Below are 21,364 nucleotides of genomic sequence, written 5' to 3'. Positions count from 1 at the left end.
GTGAGGCTACGCCCGCGGTATTGCCACGACATTGCGGGATCGCGCCGCTGTTGCCCGGACGGTAACGCCCGTGAAACGCCGCCCTGCTGTACTGCCAGCCACCACGGACAAGGACCTCAGCCATGGACATCACGAGCGTGACCTCCTACCGCACGGCGCGCAGCCGCGCGGACCTCGTGCTCGCGCCCGGGGAGCGACTGCTGGCGGGCGGCACCTGGCTGATGAGCGAGCCGCAGCCCGGCGTCACCGGCCTCGTGGACCTCACCGGCCTGGGCTGGGAGCCGATCGAGGTGAGCGGGGAGGGGGTGCGGATCGCCGCGACCTGCACGATCGCCGACCTCGTCGCCTGGGCGCCGACGGCCCCGGCGGACTGGCGGGCCGCCACCCTGATCCCGCAGGCCGCGAACGCGCTCCTGGCCTCCTTCAAGATCTGGAACACCGCCACCGTGGGCGGGAACATCGCCCGCGCCTACGCGGCCGCCGCCATGGTGGCAATGTGCGCCACCCTGGAGGGGGTGGCGGAGATCTGGCGGCCCGACGGCGCCGATCGCCACGCCCCGGTGGCCGACCTGGTCACGGGCAACGGGCGCAACGCCCTCGCGAGCGGCGAGGTGCTGCGCGCCGTCACGCTCCCGGCCGCGGCGCTGCGCGCTCGGGCGACGCTGCGCAAGATCGCCCTGGCCGAGCACGGCCGGTCCGGCGCCGTGGTCACCGGGCGCCTGGACTCGCCCGCGGACGGCGGCGGCGCCGTCGTGACGATCACCGCGGCCACCGCCGCGCCCACGGTGCTGCGCTTCCCCGCGCTGCCCGCGACCGACGAGCTCGCGGCCGCGGTGGCGGGCGCCCCGGGGTACTACACCGACCCGCTGGGGTCGGCCGACTGGCGACGCGGGGTCAGCGTGGTGCTCGCGCGGCGGGTCCGGGAGGAGCTGGCGCGGGAAGAACTGACCAGCGCAGCCGCGGCGGCGGAGGACGCATGAGGTTCGAGGTCAACGGGCAGGAGCGGGAGGCCGGCCCCCGCGCCGGGCAGTGCCTGCGCACCCTGCTGCGCGAGCAGGGCCACACCGAGGTGAAGAAGGGGTGCGACGCCGGGGACTGCGGCGCGTGCACCGTGCTCCTGGACGGCAAGCCGGTGCACTCCTGCCTCATCCCCGCACAGCGTCTCGCGGACCGTCGGGTGACCACGGCCGCGGGCCTCGCCCCCGGGGAGGACCTGAACGCGGTGCAGGAGGAGATCGCGACCGGCTTCGCCTTCCAGTGCGGGTTCTGCACCCCCGGGCTGGCGGTCACCGCCTCCACCCTGACCCCGCAGGACCTGCCCGACCTGGACCGCCGGCTCAAGGGGAACCTGTGCCGCTGCACCGGGTACCGGCCCATCCGCGAGGCCGTCACGCGGGGCGTCACCCGCGCAGAAGCCGAGGACGGGTGCGGGGCGGGCGGCGCGTGCGGCACCGGCGCCTGCGGCACGGCGAGTGCCGAGCCGGGTGAGGAGCCGGGCGAGACGCCGGTCGAGGATCCGGGCGAGACCGCGAACCCGGCGAGGGACGTGGCGGGCGCCGCCGTCGGGCGCAGCGTGGTCCCTCCCGCGGCGCGGCGGATCGTGCAGGGGACGGAGCCCTACACCTTCGATCTGCCGCCGGGGCACGAGGCGACCGGCGCGCTCATCCTGCGGGTGGTGCCCAGCCCGCACGCACACGCCCGGATCACCGCGATCCGCACCGACGCCGCGCTCGCGGTGCCGGGCGTGGTGGCGGTCTTCACCCACCACGACTCCCCCGACGTGCGCTACTCCACCGGCCGCCACCAGCACCGCACCGACGACCCGGACGACACCCGGCTGCTGGACGACGTGGTGCGGCATGTGGGGCAGCGGGTCGCGGCCGTGGTGGCCGAGACCGCCGAGGCCGCGGACGCGGCATGCGCCCTGGTCGAGGTGGACTACGAGGTGCTGCCCGCCGTCACCGACCCCGAGGCGGCCCGCTCCCCGGGCGCGCCGCTGCTGCACCCCGACCGTACCCCGGCCGAACGGGTGGACCAGGCGCACCGCAACGTGATCGCCGCCGTCCACACCGGGGACGCGACTGCGGCCCTGGCCGCGAGCCACACCGTGGTCAGCGGCACCTGGCGCACCAGCCGGGTCACCCACGCCCAGCTCGAGACCCACGGCAGCATCGGGTGGCTGGATGAGGACGGACGCCTGGTGATCCGCTCCTCCACCCAGGTGCCGTTCCTCACCCGCAACGAACTGTGCCACGTGTTCGGACTGGAGCCCGGCCGGGTGCGGGTGCTCACCGCGCGCCTGGGCGGCGGGTTCGGCGGGAAGCAGGAGATGTTCACCGAGGACCTCGTGGCCCTCGCGGTGCTGCGCACCGGGCGGCCCGTGGCGTTCGAGTTCACCCGCGCCGACGAGTTCGCGCGGGCCGCGGTGCGCCACCCGATGCGGGTCTCGGTCACCCTCGGCGCGGACGCCACCGGCCGGCTGACGGCGATGAAACTCGACGTGCTCTCCGACACCGGCGCCTACGGCAACCACTCCCGCGGGGTGCTCTTCCACTCCCTCGCGGAGTCCACCACCCTGTACCGCTGCCCCACCGTGCAGCTGGATGCCGAGGCGGTCTACACCAACACCGTGCCCTCCGGCGCCTTCCGCGGGTACGGGCTCGGGCAGGTGATCCTCGGGGTGGAGTCCGCGATGGACATGCTCGCCCAGGATCTCGGCATCGACCCGTTCGACCTGCGCCGGCTCAACGCCGTCGGACCGGCCGACCCGCCCGGTCACGACGACCTCGTGTGGGGCAGCTACGGGTTGGACCAGTGCCTCGACCTCGCGCAGGGCGCGCTGGAGCGGGGCCGGGCCGAGGCCGGCCTCGGCCCGGCGGCCGCCCCCGCGGGCTGGCTGGTGGGCGAGGGGATGGCGACGGCGATGATCGCCACGATGGCACCGTTCGGCCACATCTCCCACACCACCGCCACCCTGCGACCCGGTGGCACCTACCTGCTGCGGGCCGGCACCGCGGAGTTCGGCAACGGCACCACGACCGTGCTGCGGCAGATCGCCGTCACCGACCTCGCCGCCCGTGCCGACCAGGTGGACCTGTGGCACGGGGACACCGACGCCGTCTCCCACGACACCGGCGCGTTCGCCTCCGCGGGGATCACCGTGACCGGGAAGGCCCTGCACGCCGCGTGCCTCGCGCTGCGGCGCCGGATCGAGGAGATCGCCGCGGGGATCGCCCACTGTGCCGCCGACCAGGTGACGCTGACCGACCGGGGGGTGGCTGCGCCGTCGGGCCTGATCGACCTGGATCAGGTGCTCGCGGCCGCGGACCCGGACGAGGTGCGCGAGGGTGGCCTCGTGGCCGACGGCAGCGAGCTCGGCGAACAGCGCTCCCTGGCCTTCAACGTGCACGCGGTGCGGGTGGCCGTGGACCCCGAGACCGGCACGGTGCGGATCCTGCAGTCCGTGCAGGCCGCCGACGCCGGTGTGGTGCTCAACCCCGCGCAATGCCGCGGGCAGATCGAGGGCGGCGTGGCGCAGGGCATCGGCTCGGCCCTGTACGAAGAGGTGATGGTGGGCGACGACGGGCGGCTGCTCACCCCCGTGCTGCGCACCTACCGGGTGCCGCAGATCGCGGACGTGCCGGCCACCGAGGTGCTGTTCGCCAGCACGAGCGATGAGCTGGGCCCGTTCGGGGCGAAGTCGATGAGCGAGTCCCCCTACAACCCCGTGGCACCCGCGATCGGGAACGCGATCGCGCGGGCGATCGGGGTGCGGGGGTTCACCCAGCCGTTCAGCCGGGACCGGGTGTGGCGACTGCTGCAGCACGAGTCCGGTTCGTCACGCAACGTCACATAGCCGAAACCGTTCCGCGCCGGAACCGGAAACGTGCGCGGCCTAGCGTCGGCGGGCAACAGATCCCGCTCCCATCACCGCTCACGAGGAGACCCCATGACTGCCCTCCGACGCACCCGCGCGGGCGCCATCGCCCTGACCGCGGCTGCCGCCCTCACCCTGGCGGCCTGCTCCACCGACTCCGCCGGCCCGGGCGAGAGCGCCGAGTCGGACGACGCCGGTGAGTCCAGCGAGTCCAGCGAGGAGGCCGGCTCCGGGGAGTTCGGTGAGATCTCCGTGCAGTACTCCTGGATCAAGAACGAGGAGTTCGCCGGGGAGTTCTACGCCTACGAGAACGGCTACTACGACGAAGCCGGGTTCTCCGAGGTCATCGGCATCTCCGGCCCCGACACCGGGGTGGCCAAGCTGCTCTCGGGCACCGTGGAGGTCGCCCTGTCCGACGCCGCCTCCGTGGGCGCCGCGATCGCCGAACAGGACGCGCCGCTGACGATCATCGGCGCCACGTTCCAGAAGAACCCGTTCACGATCCTGTCCCTCGCGGATGGCGGCAACATCGCCACCCCGCAGGACCTCATCGGCAAGACCATCGGCGTGCAGGACTCCAACGCGAGCGTGTTCTCCGCGATGCTGAACGCGAACGGGATCTCCGAGGACGAGGTCACCGTGGTGCCGGTCGACTTCGACCCCACGCCCCTCATGGACGGCCAGGTCGACGGCTTCATGGCCTACCTCACCAACGAGGCGCTGACCGTGGAGCTCGCCGGGTACGAGGTCACCAACCTCGCCTACGCCGACAACGGCGTGCCCTACGTGGCCGAGACCTTCACCGTGACCGACGACTACCTCGCCGAGAACCCGGACCTCCTCAAGGAGTTCCTGATCGCCGAGATCAAGGGCTGGAGCGACGTGTTCACCGAGCCCGAGGAGGACACCGTCAGCCTCGTGGAGACCTACTACTCCGCGGCCGCCTCCTCCTCCGAGGACGCCATCGAGTCCGCCTTCGGCGCCCTGGACCCGGAGAAGACGCTGCTCGGCCTGCAGGCCGAGAAGGAACTCATCTCCACCCCCGACACCGAGGCGAACGGCCTGTTCACCATCACCGAGGACCTCAAGAACGAGACCGTCGCCTCGCTCGCCGCGGCCGGCTGGGAGGTCAGCGTGGAGGACCTGTTCGACACCACGCTGATCGAGGAGATCTACGCCGAGAACCCCGACCTCATCGACTACCAGGGCTGATGAGCGAGGCCACCCCCGGCACCCCGGACGGCGCATCCACGGGTGCGCCGTCCGGCGCCGCGCCGTCATCGGACGCGCCGTCGTCCCTCGAATCCGCGCCGCCCGCCTCGGCCGGTACCGGGATCCGCATCGAGGGCCTGACCAAGGTGTTCCCGGGGCGCCGGGGCCGCGAGGTCACCGCTCTGCAGGACGCCCACCTGCACACCGACCAGGGCTCCTTCCTCTCCCTGCTCGGCCCCTCGGGCTGCGGGAAGTCCACGATCCTGCGGATCCTCGCCGACCTGGAGGAGCCGACCTCCGGGTCGGCGCTCGTGGACGGGCAGACGCCCAGCGAACTGCGCCGCTTCCACGAGCTCGGGATCGCGTTCCAGGACCACGCGCTGCTGCCCTGGCGCAGCGTGCTGACCAACATCCGGCTGCCGTTCGAGGTGGCCGGGCGCAAGCCGGACGAGGACTACATCGCCGAACTCATCGAGCTCGTGGGCCTGACGGGGTTCGAGAAGTCCAAGCCGGCGCAGCTCTCCGGCGGGATGCGCCAGCGCGTCTCGATCGCCCGGGCCCTCACCCTGAAGCCCTCGGTGCTGCTGCTGGACGAGCCGTTCGGCGCCCTGGACGACATGACGCGGCAGAACCTCAACCTGGAACTGCTGCGGATCTGGACCGAGAAGCCCGCCACCACACTGCTGGTGACGCACGGCATCACCGAGGCGATCTTCCTGTCCGACCAGGTTGCGGTGATGTCCCCGCGGCCCGGGCGGATCAAGGAGATCATGGAGATCGACCTGCCGCGGCCGCGCACCCCGGAGATGCAGCGCACCCCGGAGTTCCACGCCCTGGTGGACCAGGCCTCGGCGCTGCTGTTCGGCACCGACGGGCAGAGCGAGGCGGAGAGCTGATGGCGGCCCGCGTGCGCCGCCCGATGCCGCGCTGGGCCGCCTCGATCATCGGCGCGGTGGCGATCATCGCCGTCTGGTGGCTGTTCTCCGCCACCGCGTTCACGCCCGCCGAGGGCACCGACTTCACCCCGGTGCCCTCCCCGTGGGTGGTCTTCTCCACCATCGCGCAAGACGGCCTCGCCCCGTACTGGAGCGTGTTCTCCGTGACGATCACCGAGGCCCTCATCGGGTACGCGTGGGGCAACGTCCTCGCGCTGCTGCTAGCCTCCACGGTGCTGCTGCTGCCGCAGCTGGAGACCGTCATCACCCAGATCGCCGTGGTCAGCTACTGCCTGCCGGTGGTGGCCGTGGGTGGCCTCTCGATCGTGATCCTGGGTGGCGCGCCCCGGCCGGGCGAACCGAGCGCCACGGCGATCTTCCTCGCGGCCCTCGCGGTGTTCTTCACCACCGTGGTCGGTGCCCTGCTGGGCTTCAAGGCCGCGGACAAGGCGAGCCTGGACGTGGTGCGGGTCTACGGCGGCACCCGGCTGACGCAGCTGCGCAAGGTGCGGCTCATCGCCGCGACGCCCGCCATCCTCAACGCCCTGCAGATCGCGGTGCCCAGCGCATTCCTCGGCGCGATCCTCGGGGAGTACATGGGCGGCATCGACCGCGGGGTCGGCATCACCCTCATCCGACTGCAGGGCGACCTCGACTCCGCGCGGGTGTGGGCCGTGTTCCTCATCAGCGCCGTGGTGGCCCTCGCGGGCTACGCGATCCTCGGATTCATCTCCCGGCTGGTCACGCCGTGGGTGTCAGGGAAGGCGACCGCGTGAGACACCCGATCTGGCGCGCCGTGGGCCGCGCCTCCTTCAACGCCCTGCTGACCCTCGTGATCGTGCTCGCCCTGTGGTGGGCCGTGGTCAACCTGACCGGTGTCTCCCCGTACGTGGCCAAGGGCCCCGCCGAGGTGTGGGCCTTCCTCGTCACCGACCCGGAGGCCGCGGAGAACCGCGCCGAGATCGGCTCCCTGCTCAGGCAGACGATGCAGGACTCCGCGATCGGGTTCGTGGCCGGGATGCTCATCGCGCTCGTGCTCGCGGTGGCGTTCTCGCTCTCGAGCACCATCGAGGCCGGCGTGATGCCGCTCGCGCTGCTGCTGCGCTCGATCCCGCTGGTGTCCATCGCCCCGGTGATCATCCTCATCACCGGGCGAGGCACCACGGCCTCGGTCGCGGTGATCGGGAGCATCGTGGTGCTCTTCCCCGCGCTCGCCTCGATCCTGTTCGGGCTCTCCCGCGCCTCGCAGCAGAGCCTGGACCTCGTGCACGTGTACGGGGGCGGGCGGATGACGCAGATGCGCAAGGTGAACATCCCCGGCGCGCTGCCCTCGCTGTTCGCGGCGGCGCGGGTGTCCGTGCCGGGCGCCGTGACCGGTGCGCTGCTCGCGGAGTGGCTCTCCACCGGTCAGGGCATCGGCGGGATGATCGTGCGGTTCTCCGCCTCCGCCCGGTTCGAGGACCTGTGGGCCTCGGTCGCGGTCATCACCCTGCTCACGCTGCTGCTGTACAACCTGGTGCAGGTGCTGGAGAACGCCGTCCTGGCCCGGATGGGGATGGTGACGACGGTCTCCTGACCGTTCTCCCGCCTCTCGCCGAGCGGGTGCTTACGCAGACCCGCGGCGCGCAAACCCTGCGTAGGCACCCGCTCGGCGTCCCGTTCTCGCGCCGAGCGGGTGTTTATGCAGCCGCACGCTCGGCGAAGGCGTGGCCCGAGGAACATGCGCCCGGGGCAGGACGTCGACCATCGCCGCCCGGGGCTCTGCGCAACGCAGGGGTACGTGTTGCCCGCCAGGAGCCCGTCCGGGCAGTCCTGGATTCCCTCCTGGACTACCTCAGGTCAGGCATCTTTGCACTCTCGGACTAAGCGCCATTTGCGAAGATGCACACCTCAACCATCATAAACCGCGACTCCATCTACGGACACAGTGAACTACAACGCGGACAACACCGATCAAAAACACCAGCAGCGAGACAAGCGCCATCACGTACAACACCAGTGCGGGCCACACCTCTTCCGTCGGGAGGCCGTACGCGGAGAACACCATGACGACGAAGGTCAACAACATGCCGCAACTACCAAACAAGAGGAATCGAAACGGCACTCCAGACCGTTGCGGTGACCCATGTGGGATACTCATGGCTACATCACTCCTCAGCTCTCAGCGCTACACGTTCTGGAGCTCTTGAGCTCGGGTCGCAAGCACAGGGATTCGAGTGCCTCAGCCGCCGACTCAGGGACTGCCAATGTGATGCTTTCGCTGTACCGAGGATATTGCTCCTCCCACTCTTCCCGCGAATCACACACCGTAATGGTCTCCCTTAGGAGAACTTCCTGAGCCCCCGCATCCTCGCCGCCGAAAGATGAGAACACGCCCTCGCAGAGAGTGATGTCAAGTGGCTCCATGTAGTCCGCCGGCTCAGCGCACGAGGCAGCCACCGTGATGAGGAACACGGAGGCCATCGCGCCGCCCACGCTCGTACGCAGCGGGACGCCCTGAGAGTAGTTCGCAGCTCGAAGGCGGGGAACTCTCTTCACCGCGGCTGATAGGTCTTGGTGAAGCATCGCGTTACCTCCAATGGTGTACCAGCTCCTCGAGGGGACTCGATCAGGGCCGTGTCAAGCACACCACATCACGGAGGAAGCGCCTTCCCACTGTAGAAGTGGAGCGGTGCCGGTGCGGCGCGAGGTACGACTCACATCCGCTTGGCGGGAAGCGGGATGATCACAAGCGGTCCTCCCACGCGAACTCTGCGCAAGCGCACGCTCGACGAACCGCCTCCACGCCGAACGGGTGCCTACGCAGACCACCCGCGCGATCACCCTGCGTAACAGCCCGCTCGGCGGCGGTGGCCCGGCGCAAGCACACGCTCGGCGATGGTGGGGCGGCGGCGCGCGCCGCTAGTGCGGCAGGCCCCGCGCGGCCAGCAGCGCCGGGTACGCCTCGTGCACCTTCGCGGACGCCTCGGCGGCGAGCGGGTTCGTGGAGACCCCGCGGTCGCTGACCAGCTCCCCGCCCACGTACACGCCCACGAGGTTGCGCAGGCTCATCGCGAGCACGTAGCTGCGCACCGGGTGCCACAGCGGCCCCACGTCGGGCGCGGTGGGGTCCACCACCACGAAGTCCGCGTACTTCCCGACCTCCAGGCTCCCCACCCGGTCCGCGACGCCCATGATCTCCGCGCCGCCCAGGGTGTGCAGCCGCAGCACCTGCTCGGGCATCATCACCAGCGGGTCCTTCAGCCGGGCACGCTGCATCGCCATACCCATGCGCATGTTCTGCCACGGGTCGGCCACGTCCGTGCACGCCTGGTCGTCCAGACCCATCCCGACGGCCATGCCCATCTCGAGCATCTCCGGCACCAGCGCCACGCCCGAGGCCAGCCGACCGTTGGAGGCGGGCTGCCAGGACATGGCGGCCCCGCCGTCGACCGCCTCCTCGATGATCTGCGGCGTGGTCTGGATGAAGTGTCCGAACATCATCCCCTCCCCCAGCGCGCCCGCGTCGCGGTACATCGCGAACTTGGACTGCTGGTGCTCCACCGCCTCGGGGGACTCCAGGAAGTGCGCCTGGTTGGTGACGCCGAGGCGGCGCATCGCCTCCACCTCCACCCACGCGGCGTCCTCGCGCGGGGACCACTGCACCTGCCCCATGATCGAGGCGCCGAGCGCGAGGCCCGGGTCCATCGCGCGGGTGTGCGCCACGGACGCGTCGAACCGCTCGTGGATCTCCGCATCCGAGCCGACCGTGGCGTCCATCCCGATCGAGTCGACGAACCGCAGCCCCGCATCGCGGCAGCCGTCCGCCTGCCGCGTGTGGTACTCCAGCGGTCGCATCCCGGCGGTCCCGCTGCGTTTGCCGTCCACCATCGACTCCCACGCCTGCAGCGGGTCGGTGAAGTTGTACGCGGTGGTCACGCCGCAGGCCAGGAAGTCCAGGGCACCGTGCAGGGTGGCCCAGTACATCTGCTCCGGGCTCATGTGCGCGGTGGTGCCGAGCATCGCATCGCACCAGCCGTACAGGGTCTCCCCCGCGCCCAGCCCCCGCAGCCCGGAGGTGAACAGGTGGGAGTGGGAGGAGACGAACCCGGGCGCCACGAAGGCGCCGGCCACGTCCAGGGTGCGATCCGCCGTCGTGCCCGACGGCGCAGCCCCCCTGCCGATCTCGGCGATCCTGCCGCTGTCGTCGACCAGGAGGTAGCCACCGTCGAGGTAGCCGGGGTCGTCGGTGCCGGCGGGCACGGTGATGAGGCGGGCATTGATCACGAGCAGGGACATGGCGAACTCCTCGGGGCCGGAAAGCTCGGGGCCGGAAGGCTCGCACGCTAGTCGCGAGACGTTTCCGGACTGTCACGGTCTGGAAACACACCGCCACTAGCGTCACCACATCGCCTCGAGAGGAGTCGCCATGACCGCCACCTCACCCCGCTTCACCGTGACCGTGTTCTGCGGGTCCGCGTCCGGGCACGACCCGGTCTACGTCGAGACCGCGGCGGCGCTCGGTCGCGCCATCGCGGTCCGCGGGATGGACCTCGTGTTCGGCGGCGGGCACGTGGGCCTCATGGGCACCGTGGCCGACGCCGCCATGACGGCCGGCGCACACGTCACCGGTGTCATCCCCCGCGCGCTGCAGGCACGCGAGGCCGTGCACGAGCACCTCAGCGAACTGGTGCTGGTGGACTCCATGCACGAGCGCAAGACGATCATGTCCGAGCGAGCCGATGCCTTCCTGGCGCTGCCGGGTGGCCCCGGCACGCTGGAGGAGCTCACCGAGCAGTGGACGTGGGCGCAGCTCGGGATTCACGAGAAGCCGTGCGGGATCCTCAACGTGGCCGGGTACTTCGACCCGTTCCTGGAGTTCGTGGCCGGGATGAGCGGCCGCGGCTTCACCCACCCGCGCTACACCGAGATGCTGCTCGTGGGCACCACCCCCGAGGAGTCGCTCACGCAGCTGCGCGACTACGTGCCGCCCGCGCGGGTGGCGGCCTCCCCGGGCGCGGAGATGGCGACCCTGCGGCCCTGAACCCATCCTGAGTCGGCCCCGCGGCGGCCCTTGCGAGAGGTGCCGGCTCAGGGCCGGGCGCGGTAGTCGTTGGCCAGCTGCAGCACCGACTCGGTGATCGCCCGTAGACCGAGGGCCACGTCCGGGGCGCTGACCGCCTCCTCGGGGTGGTGGGAGATGCCGTCGGGGTTGCGCAGGAAGAGCATGCCCACGTCCGTGATCGCCCCGATGGACATGCCGTCGTGCCCGGCGCGGCTGAAGATCTCCGGCGGCGCCTCACTGCGCTCGGGCAGGGTGGCGACGATCCCCTCGCGCACCACGTCCTGCAGCAGCGGCGCGCACATCACGGCGGGCGCGTTGTGGATCTCCCGGGAGCGCCAGCGCAGGCCTCGGCGCCCCATGATCCGGTCGAGTTCGTGGGTGATGGCGTCCCAGACGCGGTCGCGGTCGCCGTCGAACTCCCCGCGCAGGTCCAGGGAGAGTCGCGCCTCCCCGGGCACCACGTTCACCGACCCGGGGAAGGCCTCGAGCTGCCCGACCGTGCCGATGATGTGGTGCTCGGCGGAGCAGATCGACTCCACCGCCAGGGCCGCCTCGCTCGCCCCGAGCAGGGCGTCGCGGCGCACGTCGTAGGGGGTGCCGCCAGCGTGGCGGGCCTCGCCCTGCACGGTGAGTTGGAAGCGGCGAGCGCTGGCGATCGAGCTGACGACGGCGAGCGGCTCACCGATGCGGTGCAGTTGCGGTCCCTGCTCGATGTGGACCTCGAGGTAGCCGATCAGGTCCTCCCGGCGCCGGGCCGCCTCCCCGATCCGACCGGGGTCGAGGCCGAACTCCCGGAAGGCGTGGCGCAGGGTGTCGCCGTCGCCGTCGGTCAGGTCCCACCAGGACTCCTCCCACGTGCCGGCGACGGCGGAGGACCCCAGCAGCGCCTTGCCGAACCGGGTGCCCTCCTCGTCGCTGAACGCGGCCACCTCGATCGCGAACGGCAGGTCGACGGTGGCGGCGGGCGTACCGCGCCCGCGGGCATCTCCCCCGGGCACGGGCCGGCGCAGCAGCCGCACCACCTCCAGGGCGGTGAGCACCCCGACGATCCCGTCGAAGCGGCCGGCGTCCAGCACGGTGTCCAGGTGGGAGCCGAGCATGAGCGCGGGCGTCTCCCCCGGGGCGGGCGGTGCGGCGCCGGGCGTGGGTGTGGGTTCGATCCGGCCCATCTGGTTGCCCGCGGCGTCCTGCCAGGTGACCATGCCGAGCTCGCGCATCCATTCCGCCGCGAGCCGGTTCACGCGGGCGTGCTCGGGTGAGAGATAGACCCGTTCGATGGTGCCGGGGGTGGCGGTGACCCGGGCGAGTTCCTCGCACCGCGCCATCACGCGCCGCGCCGCGGCGGCGATCACGTCGGGGGTGACGGCGAGCAGCGGCACTCAGGCCTGCCCGAGGATCTCGGATGCGGCGGCGACTCCCGCGCCGGGCGCCACGGCGAAGCCGAACCGGCCCAGGGTGGACTCCAGGGCTGCCAGGGTGGTCAGGACGGCGTCGCGGCGGGCGTTGTAGCCCATGGTGCCGATCCGCCAGACCCGGCCGTGCAGCGGGCCGAAGGAGGTGCCGATCTCGATGCCGTAGTCGGTCAGCATCGCGGCGCGGGCGGCGTCCCCGGGCACGCCCTCGGGGATCTCGACGGCCACCACGTTGCTCATCTTGTGCGCCACGTCCCCGAACACCTCCAGGCCCATGGCCACGACGCCGGCGAGCATGGCGCGGCCTGCGAGCTGGTGCCGGGCGATGACGGCCTCGCGGCCCTCGGCGAGGATCAGGCGGGCGCACTCCCGGGCCGCGTAGAGCATGGAGGTGGCCTCGGTGTGGTGGTTCAGGCGGCGAGGCCCCCAGTAGTCCAGGATCATGCCGAGATCGAAGTAGTTGGAGCGCACGAAGTCCGCCGCGTCCGGGTCGTCCTCGTCCCGGATCCCGGCCTCGATGCGCTTGCGGGAGGTGATCACCTCCACGGCGCGCTCGCTCAGGGTGATCGGGGAGGACCCGCTGGGGCCGCCGAGGCACTTCTGCAGGCCCGCGGTCGCGGCGTCCAGTCCCCACGCGTCGGCCTCGAACGGGTTGCCGCCCAGGGACGCGGTGGCGTCGGTGTAGAACAGCACGCCGTGCTTGGCGCAGATCTCCCCCAGTTCGGCCAGCGGCTGGTTCATCGTGGTGGAGGTGTCGCCCTGCACGATCGCGAGCATGGCGGGCTTCACCCGGCGGATCGCCTCCTCGATCACCGAGGGCGCGAACACCTGACCCCACGCGGTCTCGATGGTGTGGACCTCGGCCATGGCCCGCTCGGCGACCTCCGCGAGCAGGTGCCCGAACCGGCCGAAGACCGGCACGAGCACCCGCTCACCGGGCCGGATCAGGGAGACCATGGCGGCCTCGATCCCGGCCCGGGAGGTGCCGTCCACGAGCAGGGTGGCCTCGTTCGCCGTCGACCACACCTGCCGGTAGAGCTCCTGGGTCTCGGCCATCGTGGCGGTCATGAACGGGTCGTACTGCCCCACCAGGGGCGCGCCCATGGCGCGCAGCACGCTCGGGTAGGCGGAGATCGGGCCGGGGCCCATGAGCAGCCGGGCGGGCGGCGCGATCTCGCCGGGGATCAGCGCGGTCATCTCTCTCCTCCTGCGGTGTGGGTGCGCCCATCCTGACGCATCACCGTTTCGGGGAGGTGACGGCCCCGGCCCGCCGCGCGGCGGGCCGGGGCCGGTCGGGGTGCCGGGCCGGTGGCCTCAGGCGACGGGTTGCTGCAGGTCGACGACCCACCCCGTGGCCTCGGGCCCATCGAACGGGGTCTCGACGTAGACCTCACGGCCGGGACCCGCGAGGGTGAGGCCACGTCGTTCCGCCTCCTGGACCAGCGACTGCCACGCGGACTGGATCCCGGTGAGGTCCGCGCCCTCCAGGCGAGTGATCAGTGCCCGCTCGACGCCCGGGACCTCGATGCGCTCGAGCCCGGGGACCTCGGCGCTGCCGACCTGCTCCCCGACCGTCACGACCATCCCGGCCTCGCTGGAGGCGTCGTAGGTCGCGACGCCCGGCCCGGTGAGAGTGACGCCGGCCTCACGGATGGCGCCGTTGACACGGTCGAACAGGGGCCCGATCTCCTGCTCGACGGCGCTCATCGCCGCGGTGGTCAGTTGCCGTCCCGTCAGCGTGAGCGCCGGCAGGGATGCCTCGGTGTACTCGGTCATGGTGGTGCCCTTCTCGATCAGTCGGAGCCTCGCCTCCACGTGGGAGAGCCGGCGGGTGTCCGCGTCGACCTGCGCACGCAACTCCTGCCGCCGGCGAATCAGCAGCGCCCGCACGGTGCCCGAGGGCGCGTCCAGGAGCGTGCCGACCTCCTCGAGCCCGAACCCGAGCTCGCGCAGCGCGACGAGTCGGTTGGCGCGAGTGACCTGACTGGCGGCGTAGTAGCGGTAGCCGGTCCACTCGTCCACCCGCGCGGGGGTGAGGATCCCGAGGCTGTCGTAGTGCCTCAGCATCCGCACCGATACCCCGACGAGGCGGGCGAAGTCTCCGATACTCAACATGGTGGGACCACTTCACGGCCTGACACAGTGTCAGAGTCAACCCCTGCAGGGTCTGCCGATCAAGACCCACTGACCAACGGCTACGCCCTGAGCGCGGCCTCCAGGCGGCGGGCCAGGCGCACCAGCGCGATGTCGGTGTCGGCGCGAGAGATCAGGCAGAGCCCCACCGGCGCGGGACCGAGACTCGAGGGCACCGTGAGCAGCGGCACCGAGAGCGCCGGGAGCCCGGCGACCGCGGCCGGCGTCGTCATCCGCAGCGTGGCGGTGCGCACGGCGTCCACACGCTCCCCGGTCGCGGTGCGCATGGGCGCGGGTCCGGGCACCGTCGGCAGCAGCAACACCGACTCGGCCACCAGGGACTCCACGTGGCGCCGCACAGGCTCCAGGGCGCCGCGCGCCGCGGACTCCTGCGCCGCCGTGACCTGGGAGGCCTCGCGGAACCGCTGCGCCACCGCCGGGCCGAGCGCGCCGGGGTGCTCGCGCAGCCAGTCGCCGTTGTTGCGCCACGCCTCCGCGCCCTGCACGGTGCGGAACTCGGCGTGGATCGCGGCGAGGTCCCCGAGGTCCACCTCGGTGATCTCCGGCGCACCGGCCGTGTCCGCTACCTGCGCCAACCGGCCCAGCGCCGCCTCGAAGGCCTCGCGCGTGGCGGGTTCGAGCATCGCGAGCACCTCACGCGGCACCGCGAAGCGCCACGGCAGGTCGCTGCCGGAGGCGCCGAGCACGCTCTCGGTGGACTCCGAGCCGTCGTAGCTGAGGCACCAGTCCACCACCCGCTGCATGGTGGCGCCGTCGCGGGTGAGCCAGCCGACGGTGTCGAAGCTCTGCGCCAGCGGCAGCAGGCCCTGCCGGGGCACGAGGTTGTGTGTGGTCCGCAGCCCCCACAGCCCCTGGTAGGAGGCGGGCACCCGTACGGAGCCGGCGGTGTCGGTCGCCAGGCCGATCTCCGCCTGGCCCGTCGCGACGGCGCTGGCGGCCCCATTGGAGGACCCACCCGGCAGGGCGCCGGGCAGGGCGGCGTTCGGTGGTGTGCCGTAGTGCGCGTTGTCCCCGGCCACGGAGTAGGCGAACTCGTCGGTGCGGGCGATCCCCCGCAGCGAGGCCCCGCCGGCCAGCAGGTCCGCGACGGCGGGTGCGCTCACCTTCTCCGGGCGCGCCGCCTCCAGGTAGGTGGGGTTGCCCGCCCCGATCCGGTACCCCTTGACCGCGAACAGGTCCTTCACCGCGACGGTCAGACCCGCGAGCGGCCCCTCCCACGCCCCCTGGAACAGCGGGTCGCCCACGGTGCGCCAGATCGTGCGGTTCAGGGCGGTGGCCCGCGGGGTGACGTGCGCGGCGGTGATGAGCCAGCGGCCCTCGATCTCCTGCCACACCTGGGTCTGCAACCCGGTGCCGCCCACGCAGTAGCGGGAGACCGACAGCAGCAGCACCACACCCGGAGCCAGCTCGCGGTACTCCACCCGCTCGATGGTGCGGGCCGGGACCCCGCCGCGGGTGCCGCGGAAGTCGTGGATCGCGGCGTGCCCCACGAGCAGGCCGCCGGCGTCGCCGCGCATGGTCCGTTCACCGGGCGCGAAGTAGTCGTCCAGGGCGTCGAGGTCGTTCTCCCCGATCGCGCGTTCGTAGTCCACGAACGCGTCGAGGAGCGCCTCGGGCGCCTCGGGTGGGAACAGCGAACGTGCGTCCGTGGCGGTCATGCCGGCTCCCCGTTGGTGTCTGTGCTCGCGGTGTCGCCTGTGCTGGCGGTGGCGCCTGTGCTCGCGGTGTCGCTTGTCCTCGTGACTCCCGCGAAGTCCGCCTCCCGGATCCGGGCGTGCACCCCGCAGGTGATGTCGACCACCTGGGAGATGTCGAAGTCCGTGGCTGCGGAGAGGTAGGCGTAGGCGAGGTGCTCCTCCATCCCCCACCGGGCAGTGATCAACTCCAGCGCGGCGCGCACGCACCGGCGCATCGCCACGTTCAGGTCCGGGTCCATCCCGGTGGGCACGAGGTACTCCTCCGTGCGCACCATGGGCCCGGCCACCTCCCCGAACTCCGCGAGCGCCCGCTCGCGCGGCACCACCTCGAACCGGACCGTGGCCCGCAGCGGCGCTTCCAGCGCGGTCAGCGCCACCTCGCCGTCGCCCTGCGCGAAGTGTGGGTCCCCCACGTAGGCCAGCGCCCCGGCCACCTGCACGGGGAGGTAGAGCCGGGCGCCCTCGGTGAGCAGGTTGATGTCGATGTTCCCGCCGTGCGCCCCGGGCGGCACCGAGTGTGGGTGCTCCTCACCCGCGACGGCCACGCCCATGGTTCCCAGGAACTCGGCGAGGCCGAACCGCACGAGGCGATCCTCGCCGTCGTGCACCGGCAGCGCCCCGGCCCCGTCCTTCACGGGGGTGAACACGCTCACGTTCCCCGCGCCGCGCGGGAGTTCGCCGACCAGGGCGCCCTTGCCGTGCCGGTTGGAGATGACGCCGTAGGGCACCCGGCGTTCCAGCCGCTCGACGGTCAGGCACAGCAGGTCGCCGGCCGCGGCTCCGGCCACGTGGATCGGGCCGGTGACCACGTGGGGGCCGTCGCGCTCGGGATCGCGGGCCATGGTGGCGGCGATCTCGACGGCGTCGCCCAGCACGGCCTCGGGCGCGACCCCCTGGGCGGTGAAGTACGCGAGCGGGTCCTTGCCCTGGTCCTCCAGGATGCCCTCGTGGCTGACCGTGTCGATGGTGACGCTCTCGCCGTCGGCGATGTGCAGCACGGGCCGGTCGACGGCGCAGGGCAGTCTCCCCCACCGCACCGTGGCGGGGGTGGCGGGCAGGTAGTGGTCACCGGGGACCTGGGCGAGTGCGGCCGGGTCGTCCGGGATGGGGCTCAGGCGCTGCAGGACGCTCATGCCGGCTCCTTCGCTGGGGCGGGTGCGGGCAGGATCTCACGGCCACCGCGGCGCAGGATCGCGTGACCCGCGGTGAAGGTCAGGTCGCCGTGCACGTAGGTGGCGGCCACGGCCCCGGTCAGGGTGCGGTGCAGCCACGGGCTGATCGTGTTGCGGTACTGCAGGGTCTCCGGGCGGATCTGGGTGTGGGAGTCCGGGGCGAAGACCACCAGGTGGGCGGGCTCCTGCGGCGCGATGGTGCCGCGGGAGCCGAGCCCGGCCACCCGTGCCGGGCCGGTGGTCATCAGCGGCAGGATCCTCTCGAGGCCGATGCCGCGGCGCCTTGCCTCGGTCCAGACCGCGATCAGGCCGGTCTGCACGCCCGCGATGCCGCCCCAGGCCAGGCCGAAGTCGCCGTCGCCGGTCTCCTTCAGCTCGGGTGTGGAGGGTGAGTGGTCCGAGACGATCGCGTCGATGGTGCCGTCCAGCACGCCGGCCCAGAGCAGCTCCTGGTTGGCGGCACCGCGGATGGGTGGGCAGCACTTGTGGGAGGCGGCGCCGTCGGGCACGGTCTCGGCGGTCAGAGTCAGGTAGTGCGGGCAGGTCTCCACGCTCAGGCGCACGCCGTCGGCCTTGGCCTGGCGGACCAGCGGGAGGCTCGCACCGTCGGAGACGTGCACGATGTGCGCGCGGGCGCCGGTGGCGCGCGCCGCCTCGATGACGCGAGCGATCGCGACGGCCTCGCTCGCGGGTGGCCGGGAGTCCAGGAACGCCGCGTAGTGGGTGCCGAGCGGGCCGGGGGGCGCGAGGTGCGCGGGGTCCTCGGCGTGGACGATCAGCAGCCCGTCCACCACCGCGAGTTCGGCGAGCGCGGCGTGGAGCTGGGCGTCATCCAGGTGGCCGAACTCCTCGATCCCGCTGGGCGCGAGGAAGCACTTCACGCCGACCGTTCCGGCCGCCAGGAGTTCGGCGAGGTGGCCGAGGTTCTCCGGTACGGCGCCGCCCCAGTAGGCGATGTCGACCGCCAGCTTGCCGGCGGTGACCTTCCGCTTGGCGGCGAGCGCCTGCGGGGTGGTGGTCACCGGGAGGGAGTTCAGCGGCATCTCCACCACGGTGGTCACGCCGCCTGCCGCGGCGGCGGCCGTCCCGGTGGCGAACCCCTCCCAGGCGGTGCGGCCGGGTTCGTTCAGGTGCACGTGGGAGTCCACGAGGCCCGGCAGCAGGGTGGCCTCGGCGGGGACGACCACGTCGGCGCGCTCATCGAACGGCTCGACGGCGGTGATCAGCCCATCCTGGATCCGCACCGTGGCGGGGCGGAAGGCACCGTCGAGGAACGTGCGTCGCGCGGCGACGCTGCTCGGGCGCGGGTCCAGGTGCATGGGGTGACGCTACCCAGCGGGGGTTTCGGCCGTGTTGCCGATCTACCCCGCCGAGCGTGCGGTTACGCACCCCACCCCCCGCCGAGCGTGCGGTTGCGCAGGGCTCGAGCGCGTTGGGCCTGCACAGGGACCCGCTCGGCGGGGACGGGGCGGAGGTGAACGGCGCAACCCATCGTTCGGCGCACCGGTTCGGCGCACCAGATCGGCGAACCGGATCGGCGCCCGCTAGCGTGGCGTCATGGACCTCGCCTCCTTCAATGCGCTGCCCGAGTCCGATGCAGACGTGCTGGTGGCCACCTGGGCCGCCATCCCCAGCTGGGTGGAACAGGTCGTGGCCGGCCGGCCCTACGTCAGCGAACGCGCGCTGGAGCACGCGGCCCTCACGGCCTCGCGGCAGTGGTCGGTGTGGGACCTGGACGCCGCCCTGGCGCACCACCCCCGGATCGGCGCACGGGTGAGCGGCAAGGGAGCGGAGGCTGCGGCGTCGCGCCGGGAGCAGTCCTCGATGGCCGGCGCGGACGCCGAGACCGCTGAGCTGATCGCGGCGGGGAACCGCGACTACGAGGAGCAGTTCGGCCGGGTGTTCCTCGTCCGGGCCGCGGGGCGGTCCCCGCAGGAGATGCTCGCGGAGTTGCAGCGCCGCCTCGGGAACGATCCGGAGACCGAGACCGAGGAATCCCTCGAGCAGTTGCGGCAGATCGCGCTGCTACGCCTGCGCGGCGCCCTGGGGGTGGAGTCGGCCGAGGGGTCACCCGCACCGCAGGTCACCTCCGAGCACCCCCACCTGACCACCCACATCCTCGACGCCACCACCGGGCGCCCGGCGAGCGACGTCGCCGTCACGCTGACCGGGCCGGTCGGGGAGATCGCCACCGGCACCACGGACGACGACGGCCGGCTGGGTCTGGGCCCCGACCTCCTCCCCCCGGGCGACTACACCCTGACCTTTGCCACCGCCGAGTACTTCGCCGCGCTGGGCACCGAGGCGTTCTACCCGAGTGTGTCGGTCACGTTCCGTGTGGTCGACCGGCCGCACTACCACGTGCCGCTGCTGCTCAGCCCATTCGCCTACTCCACCTACCGCGGGAGCTGAGCGCTACCGCCCGGCCGGGATACGCCGTCGGCCACGGCATGCCACACAACTCTTTCCCGCCCGAAACACCGGCGTGACGCGCCGCCCCTAGCGTGGTGGTGCATGAAGGTCATCATCATCGGGGCGGGAATCGGCGGCACGAGCGCGGGGATCGCGCTGGCCAGGCTCGGGCACGAGGTGGTCGTGTACGACCAGATGCGCGAGAACAAGCCGGTCGGGGCGGCGCTGTCGCTGTGGTCCAACGGCGTCAAGGTGCTGAACTGGCTGGGCCTCGGGGAGCAGGTGGCGGCGCTCGGCGGCGACATGGCCTCGATGGCCTACCGGGACGGGCACAGCGGCGAGACCCTGTGCGAGTTCCCCCTGGATCCGGTCACGACGGCGAGCGGTCAGAAGCCCTACCCTGTCGCCCGGGCGGACCTGCAGATGCTGCTCATGGAGACCCTGGGGATGGAGCGCATCCACCTCGGCATGAGGATGGTGGGCCTCACCGACGACGGCTCCCAGGTGACCGCGACATTCGCCGACGGTTCCACGGACACCGCCGACCTGCTGCTGGGTGCCGATGGGGCCCGCTCCCTGACCCGCGCGTACGTGACGGAAGGCATGCCGCCGATCGAGCGGACCTACTCCGGGTACACCAACGTGAACGGCCTGATCGAGGTGGACGAGGAGATCGGACCGGCCACGCAGTGGACCACCTACGTGGCCGAGGGCAAGCGTGCCGCGGTGATGCCGGTGGCCGGCGGACGGTTCTACTTCTGGTTCGACATCCCGCAGCCCGCGGGGCTGCCCTACGACCGCGCCGACGGCAAGGGCTTCCTCTCCGAGGCCTTCGCGGGCTGGGCGCCGGGGGTGGCGCGGCTGATCGACACGATCGACCCGGCCGTCTCGATGAACCGGGTGGAGATCTGGGACATCGACCCGTTCCACACCTGGGTGCGTGGGCGGGTGGCGATCCTCGGGGACGCCGCCCACAACACAGCGCCGGACATCGGGCAGGGGGCGTGCTCGGCGCTGGAGGACGCGTTCGTGCTCGGCATCGCGTTCGCGACGAACACCGTCTCGGTGGCCGACACGCTCGAGCGGTACCAGGCCGCGCGCACGGAGCGCGCCGGGGACCTCGTGCTGCGGGCCCGCAAGCGCGGTGAGGAGACGCATGCCTACGACCCCGAGGCCACGGCCGCCTGGTATGCGAGCCTGCGCGGCGCGGACGGCAGCGGCATCATCCGCGGCATCCTCGGGAACATCGAGGACTCCCCGGTGAACGTGGGGTCCGGGCTGCTCTGACCCACCGCGAGGCGATTCTGCAGGCACCGCGAGGCAGTTCGGCAGGCACCGCGAGGCAGTTCTGCAGGCACCGCGAGGCAGTTCTGCAGGCACCGCGAGGCAGTTCTGCAGGCACCGCGAGGCAGTTCGGCAGGCACCGCGAGGCAGTTCGGCAGGCACCGC

The 21,364-nt window shown here is 72.2% G+C and carries 16 protein-coding genes and 1 pseudogene; 10 read left to right on the top strand and 7 right to left on the bottom strand.

The genetic code is table 11. The features are described 5' to 3' along the window. The first annotated feature begins 122 nt into the window (after nt 1-122). The 6 genes from ATL40_RS01495 to ATL40_RS01470 all read left to right on the top strand — a co-directional run bounded on the left by ATL40_RS01495 (nt 123) and on the right by ATL40_RS01470 (nt 7,600). The gene (locus ATL40_RS01495) at nt 123-980 is read left to right on the top strand and encodes an FAD binding domain-containing protein (RefSeq protein WP_098467999.1); all 858 of its coding nucleotides are present in this window, start codon (nt 123-125) and stop codon (nt 978-980) included. Further along, nucleotides 977-3,856 carry a molybdopterin-dependent oxidoreductase gene (locus ATL40_RS01490; RefSeq protein ID WP_098467998.1) on the top strand — a complete coding sequence of 960 codons (2,880 nt, stop codon included), beginning with the start codon at nt 977-979 and terminating at the stop codon, nt 3,854-3,856. The genes ATL40_RS01495 and ATL40_RS01490 overlap by 4 nt, the downstream gene beginning before the upstream one ends. Before the next feature lie 93 nt (nt 3,857-3,949). Next, the gene (locus ATL40_RS01485) at nt 3,950-5,089 is read left to right on the top strand and encodes an ABC transporter substrate-binding protein (protein WP_098467997.1); all 1,140 of its coding nucleotides are present in this window, start codon (nt 3,950-3,952) and stop codon (nt 5,087-5,089) included. Further along, entirely contained in the window at nt 5,089-5,985 is an 897-nt protein-coding gene (locus tag ATL40_RS01480; protein ID WP_098467996.1) for an ABC transporter ATP-binding protein, read from the top strand. The genes ATL40_RS01485 and ATL40_RS01480 overlap by 1 nt, the downstream gene beginning before the upstream one ends. Further along, the gene (locus tag ATL40_RS01475; RefSeq protein WP_098467995.1) at nt 5,985-6,800 is read left to right on the top strand and encodes an ABC transporter permease; all 816 of its coding nucleotides are present in this window, start codon (nt 5,985-5,987) and stop codon (nt 6,798-6,800) included. Before ATL40_RS01480 ends, ATL40_RS01475 begins: the two co-directional genes overlap by 1 nt. Continuing rightward, a complete protein-coding gene (locus ATL40_RS01470) occupies nt 6,797-7,600 on the top strand; it encodes an ABC transporter permease (protein WP_245866573.1) in 804 nt (267 codons plus the stop codon). Before ATL40_RS01475 ends, ATL40_RS01470 begins: the two co-directional genes overlap by 4 nt. A gap of 1,325 nt (nt 7,601-8,925) precedes the next feature. On the opposite strand, the gene ATL40_RS01460 is transcribed toward ATL40_RS01470, so the two are convergent. Continuing rightward, on the bottom strand, nt 8,926-10,302 hold the full coding sequence (locus ATL40_RS01460) for an amidohydrolase family protein (RefSeq protein WP_098467993.1): 1,377 nt from the start codon (nt 10,300-10,302) through the stop codon (nt 8,926-8,928). Nucleotides 10,303-10,432: 130 nt separating this feature from the next. Between ATL40_RS01460 and ATL40_RS01455 the strand changes: the two genes are divergently transcribed. Next, the gene (locus tag ATL40_RS01455; RefSeq protein WP_098467992.1) at nt 10,433-11,047 is read left to right on the top strand and encodes an LOG family protein; all 615 of its coding nucleotides are present in this window, start codon (nt 10,433-10,435) and stop codon (nt 11,045-11,047) included. 47 nt (nt 11,048-11,094) lie between these two features. Here ATL40_RS01455 and ATL40_RS01450 read toward each other — a convergent pair whose 3' ends face one another. The 6 genes from ATL40_RS01450 to allB all read right to left on the bottom strand — a co-directional run bounded on the left by ATL40_RS01450 (nt 11,095) and on the right by allB (nt 18,822). Next, the gene (locus ATL40_RS01450) at nt 11,095-12,447 is read right to left on the bottom strand and encodes a Zn-dependent hydrolase (protein ID WP_245866571.1); all 1,353 of its coding nucleotides are present in this window, start codon (nt 12,445-12,447) and stop codon (nt 11,095-11,097) included. Further along, the gene (locus tag ATL40_RS01445; RefSeq protein WP_098467991.1) at nt 12,448-13,677 is read right to left on the bottom strand and encodes a pyridoxal-phosphate-dependent aminotransferase family protein; all 1,230 of its coding nucleotides are present in this window, start codon (nt 13,675-13,677) and stop codon (nt 12,448-12,450) included. It abuts the gene before it with no gap. A gap of 117 nt (nt 13,678-13,794) precedes the next feature. After that, the gene (locus ATL40_RS01440; RefSeq protein ID WP_098467990.1) at nt 13,795-14,595 is read right to left on the bottom strand and encodes a MerR family transcriptional regulator; all 801 of its coding nucleotides are present in this window, start codon (nt 14,593-14,595) and stop codon (nt 13,795-13,797) included. Between the two features lie 80 nt (nt 14,596-14,675). Further along, complete coding sequence (locus ATL40_RS01435; RefSeq protein WP_098467989.1) at nt 14,676-16,292, bottom strand: AtzH-like domain-containing protein; 1,617 nt, start codon at nt 16,290-16,292, stop codon at nt 14,676-14,678. Then, complete coding sequence (locus ATL40_RS01430; RefSeq protein WP_098467988.1) at nt 16,289-17,464, bottom strand: acetamidase/formamidase family protein; 1,176 nt, start codon at nt 17,462-17,464, stop codon at nt 16,289-16,291. The genes ATL40_RS01435 and ATL40_RS01430 overlap by 4 nt, the downstream gene beginning before the upstream one ends. Next, nucleotides 17,461-18,822 carry an allantoinase AllB gene (allB, locus tag ATL40_RS01425; protein ID WP_098467987.1) on the bottom strand — a complete coding sequence of 454 codons (1,362 nt, stop codon included), beginning with the start codon at nt 18,820-18,822 and terminating at the stop codon, nt 17,461-17,463. Before allB ends, ATL40_RS01430 begins: the two co-directional genes overlap by 4 nt. A gap of 238 nt (nt 18,823-19,060) precedes the next feature. Between allB and uraD the strand changes: the two are divergent. The 3 genes and pseudogenes from uraD to hpxO all read left to right on the top strand — a co-directional run. Continuing rightward, nucleotides 19,061-19,546 (top strand): annotated as a pseudogene (uraD, locus tag ATL40_RS14925) (2-oxo-4-hydroxy-4-carboxy-5-ureidoimidazoline decarboxylase); the annotation flags it as partial. A gap of 6 nt (nt 19,547-19,552) precedes the next feature. Next, the gene (uraH, locus tag ATL40_RS15310; protein ID WP_425443388.1) at nt 19,553-19,915 is read left to right on the top strand and encodes a hydroxyisourate hydrolase; all 363 of its coding nucleotides are present in this window, start codon (nt 19,553-19,555) and stop codon (nt 19,913-19,915) included. A 102-nt stretch (nt 19,916-20,017) separates the two neighbouring features. After that, complete coding sequence (gene hpxO, locus ATL40_RS01415) at nt 20,018-21,202, top strand: FAD-dependent urate hydroxylase HpxO (RefSeq protein ID WP_098467985.1); 1,185 nt, start codon at nt 20,018-20,020, stop codon at nt 21,200-21,202. The last annotated feature ends 162 nt before the right edge of the window (nt 21,203-21,364 follow it).

Source organism: Serinibacter salmoneus, assembly GCF_002563925.1.
Lineage (GTDB): Bacteria > Actinomycetota > Actinomycetes > Actinomycetales > Beutenbergiaceae > Serinibacter > Serinibacter salmoneus.
Note: the sequence above shows the minus strand (reverse complement) of the source record. Positions and strands in the feature narration are given on the sequence as shown.

Excerpts from the sequence above, each read along its gene's own strand:
- ATL40_RS01435 (WP_098467989.1), bottom strand. The coding sequence starts at position 16,292 with ATGACCGCCACGGACGCACGTTCGCTGTTCCCACCCGAGGCGCCCGAG.
- ATL40_RS01460 (WP_098467993.1), bottom strand. The coding sequence starts at position 10,302 with ATGTCCCTGCTCGTGATCAATGCCCGCCTCATCACCGTGCCCGCCGGC.
- ATL40_RS01430 (WP_098467988.1), bottom strand. The coding sequence starts at position 17,464 with ATGAGCGTCCTGCAGCGCCTGAGCCCCATCCCGGACGACCCGGCCGCA.
- ATL40_RS01455 (WP_098467992.1), top strand. The coding sequence starts at position 10,433 with ATGACCGCCACCTCACCCCGCTTCACCGTGACCGTGTTCTGCGGGTCC.
- hpxO (WP_098467985.1), top strand. The coding sequence starts at position 20,018 with ATGAAGGTCATCATCATCGGGGCGGGAATCGGCGGCACGAGCGCGGGG.
- ATL40_RS01475 (WP_098467995.1), top strand. The coding sequence starts at position 5,985 with ATGGCGGCCCGCGTGCGCCGCCCGATGCCGCGCTGGGCCGCCTCGATC.
- ATL40_RS01490 (WP_098467998.1), top strand. The coding sequence starts at position 977 with ATGAGGTTCGAGGTCAACGGGCAGGAGCGGGAGGCCGGCCCCCGCGCC.
- ATL40_RS01480 (WP_098467996.1), top strand. The coding sequence starts at position 5,089 with ATGAGCGAGGCCACCCCCGGCACCCCGGACGGCGCATCCACGGGTGCG.
- ATL40_RS01495 (WP_098467999.1), top strand. The coding sequence starts at position 123 with ATGGACATCACGAGCGTGACCTCCTACCGCACGGCGCGCAGCCGCGCG.
- ATL40_RS01485 (WP_098467997.1), top strand. The coding sequence starts at position 3,950 with ATGACTGCCCTCCGACGCACCCGCGCGGGCGCCATCGCCCTGACCGCG.
- ATL40_RS01445 (WP_098467991.1), bottom strand. The coding sequence starts at position 13,677 with ATGACCGCGCTGATCCCCGGCGAGATCGCGCCGCCCGCCCGGCTGCTC.
- allB (WP_098467987.1), bottom strand. The coding sequence starts at position 18,822 with ATGCACCTGGACCCGCGCCCGAGCAGCGTCGCCGCGCGACGCACGTTC.
- ATL40_RS01440 (WP_098467990.1), bottom strand. The coding sequence starts at position 14,595 with ATGTTGAGTATCGGAGACTTCGCCCGCCTCGTCGGGGTATCGGTGCGG.